The organism is Kytococcus schroeteri (assembly GCF_002847825.1).
In the GTDB taxonomy this organism is placed as follows: Bacteria; Actinomycetota; Actinomycetes; order Actinomycetales; family Dermatophilaceae; genus Kytococcus; species Kytococcus schroeteri.
In genome coordinates this window covers 19,095-22,022 of record NZ_PKIZ01000020.1, presented here as the reverse complement: position 1 = coordinate 22,022, position 2,928 = coordinate 19,095, and the positions used below count along the sequence as shown (strand labels likewise).

Sequence of the window (2,928 nt, the reverse complement as noted above, 5' to 3'; positions counted from 1 at the left end):
GGCCCTCGCCGGTAGGGTGGCTGGCGTGAACGAGATCGAGATCGGCCGTGGCAAGCGGGCGCGTCGCGCCTACTCCTTCGAGGACGTGGCGGTGCTCCCGAACCGTCGCACGCGGGACCCCGAGGAGGTGTCCACCGCGTGGCAGATCGACGCCTACCACTTCGACCTGCCGGTGATGGCGGCGCCGATGGACTCGGTGATGTCGCCCCAGACCGCGATCGAGTTCGGACGCCTGGGTGGCCTGCCGGTGCTCGACCTGGAGGGCCTGTGGACCCGCCACGAGGACCCGGAGCCGCTGCTGCGCCGCATCGCCGAGGCGCCGGATGCCGACGCGCGCGCCACGCTCCGTGAGGCCTACGCGGCGCCGATCCGCCCCGAGCTCATCGCCGCCCGCCTCACGCAGCTGCGCGAGGCCGGGGTGACGGTGGCCGGTGCGCTCTCGCCGCAGAACACCCAGCAGCACTGGAAGGCCGTGGTCGACGCCGGCGTCGACCTGTTCGTCATCCGCGGCACCACGGTCTCGGCCGAGCACGTCTCCAGCCAGGCCGAGCCGCTCAACCTCAAGCGCTTCATCTACGAGCTCGACGTGCCGGTGATCGTCGGCGGGGCCGGCTCGTACACCGCCGCCCTGCACCTCATGCGCACCGGTGCGGCGGGCGTGCTCGTCGGCTTCGGCGGCGGCGCCGCACACACCACCCGCCTCACGCTGGGCATCCACGCCCCGATGGCCACGGCGGTCTCCGACGTGGCCGCCGCCCGCCGCGACTACATGGACGAGTCCGGCGGCCGCTACGTGCACGTCATCGCCGACGGGTCGATGGGGCGCTCCGGCGACGTGGTGAAGGCCGTGGCCTGCGGCGCCGACGCCGTGATGCTCGGCGCGGCGCTGGCCCGCTCCCAGGACGCGCCCGGCGCCGGCTACCACTGGGGTGCCGAGGCGTGGCACGAGAAGCTGCCCCGCGGCGAGCGCGTCCAGGTGGGCACCGTGGGCACGATGGAGGAGATCCTGCTGGGCCCGGGCAACACCGCCGACGGCACCACGAACATGATCGGCGCCCTGCGCCGCGCCATGGCCACCACCGGCTACTCCGACCTCAAGGAGTTCCAGCGCGTCGAGGTGGTGCTGGCGCCCTACCAGGGCTCCTGAGCCCGCCGCGCACCCCACCCCGCGAGGCCCGCTGCCCCACCGGCAGCGGGCCTCCCGCTTCCGGCGGCCGGCAGGGCCGCGGGTACCCTCGGCGTCACGCGCCCAGTGACCGGGCGCGCCGGCGGGGAGCCGCCCTGGCCCGCCGGATCCCGCACCCTGGGGAGGACCCGTGACCACCACCCGCACCCGCCGCCGCGCGGCCCTGGCCGCCTCGACGGCGCTCCTGCTGACCACCGCCGCGTGCGGGGGCGAGGACGCCGGCCAGGACACCGCTGCGCCCTCCCCGAGCAGCCCGGCGCCCGAGCAGTCGGGGGGGACCCCCTCGGCGCCGGAGGGTGACGCGTCCTCTGGTGACGACACCGGCGGCACGTCGGACGGGCAGTCCCCGGCCCCCTCCCAGGGTGCCTCCGAGACCCCCGCGCCGAGCGAGCCGCTGGAGCCGAGCGACCCGGAGAAGCCCGCGAACACGACCTTCCTCAAGCAGGTCGACGTGATCAAGGGCGCGATCCGCCCCAAGTCCGTGGTCTCCAACGACCGTGGCCGGGTCATCGCCAACAACATGATGTACCAGCACACGATGACGGTGTACGACGCCACCAGCCACGACCTGGTGCACACCATCAGCGACGAGGTGGACCTGGGGGAGTTCGGGCTCGAGGGCGGCACGGTGCAGGGGGCGCCGGTCGAGGCGGCGTTCAGCCAGGACGGGCAGACCGCCTACGTCACCAACTACCAGATGTACGGCAAGGGTTTCACCCCGCACGGCGACGACCTGTGCGAGAAGGGCGAGGTCACCGACCACGGGTACGTCTACGAGGTCGACGTGGAGTCCGGGACGGTCACCGGCGCCATCGAGGCCGGAGCCGTGCCCAAGTACGCGGCGCTGAGCCCCGACGAGAAGACGATGCTCGTCTCCAACTGGTGCGACTACGACCTGTCCGTCATCGACATGGAGTCCGGCAAGGAGACCGGCCGCGTCCCGCTGGGCCGCTGGGCCCGCGGCATCGCCTACGCCCCCGACGGCACGGCCTTCGCCACCGCCATGGGCACGCCGAACCTCTACCGCATCGAGAAGGGGTCCACGAAGGCGGAGGTCTTCGCCACCCCCGGACAGCGCATCCGCCACGTCGTGGTCTCGCCCGACGGGAAGTACCTCTACGTGGTGGCCTCGGGTGCCTACAAGCAGTTCGAGACCAGCCGCGTGGTCAAGCTCGACGCCGAGACCGGCAAGGTGCTGGGGCAGGTGCACACCGGCAACGAGCCGCGCTCCATGGACGTCTCGGGCGACGGGACCGCGCTCTACGTCGTGAACTACTACAGCGACACCATGAGCAAGGTGGACACCGAGACGATGGAGGAGGTCCAGGAGGTGCCCGCGGGCCACCACCCCATCGGCGTCACCTATGACGACGCCACGCACAAGGTGTGGCTGGCCAACTACACCGGCTCCATCCAGGTGTTCGACGACACCGCCACCTCCCGATGACGGCGGGCGGGACCGCTGCCGGCCCCGGCCGGCACGCCCGCGCGTGGCGGTACTTCCGGTCCACCCCGCGGTGGTGGGGGCTGGCGCTGCTCGTCCTCGTGCTGCTGGTGGCCTTCTGGCGCCTGGGCCTGTGGCAGTTCCACAACGCCACGGCCGACGGCCGTGAGCAGGCGCTCCGGGAGGCGCAGGACCGGCCCGTCGTGGCCCTGGAGGAGGTGCTCCCGGTGGGCAGCTCCTTCCCGGCCCCTGAGCGCGGACGCACCGTGACCACCAGTGGGCGCTTCACCGGCGAGCA

2 protein-coding genes and 1 pseudogene are annotated in these 2,928 nt (G+C 73.0%); all 3 read left to right on the top strand.

Going from position 1 to position 2,928, the window contains the following annotated elements:
- Nucleotides 1-25 precede the first annotated feature (25 nt).
- The gene (locus CYJ76_RS09810) at nucleotides 26-1,147 is read left to right on the top strand and encodes a GuaB3 family IMP dehydrogenase-related protein (RefSeq protein WP_101849995.1); all 1,122 of its coding nucleotides are present in this window, start codon (nucleotides 26-28) and stop codon (nucleotides 1,145-1,147) included.
- Nucleotides 1,148-1,316: 169 nt separating this feature from the next.
- Nucleotides 1,317-2,633, top strand: coding sequence for a YncE family protein (locus CYJ76_RS09805; RefSeq protein ID WP_101849994.1), 1,317 nt, complete (start codon nucleotides 1,317-1,319; stop codon nucleotides 2,631-2,633).
- A pseudogene (locus tag CYJ76_RS12525) lies at nucleotides 2,630-2,928 on the top strand (hypothetical protein); the annotation flags it as partial. The gene CYJ76_RS09805 and the pseudogene CYJ76_RS12525, both read left to right, overlap by 4 nt.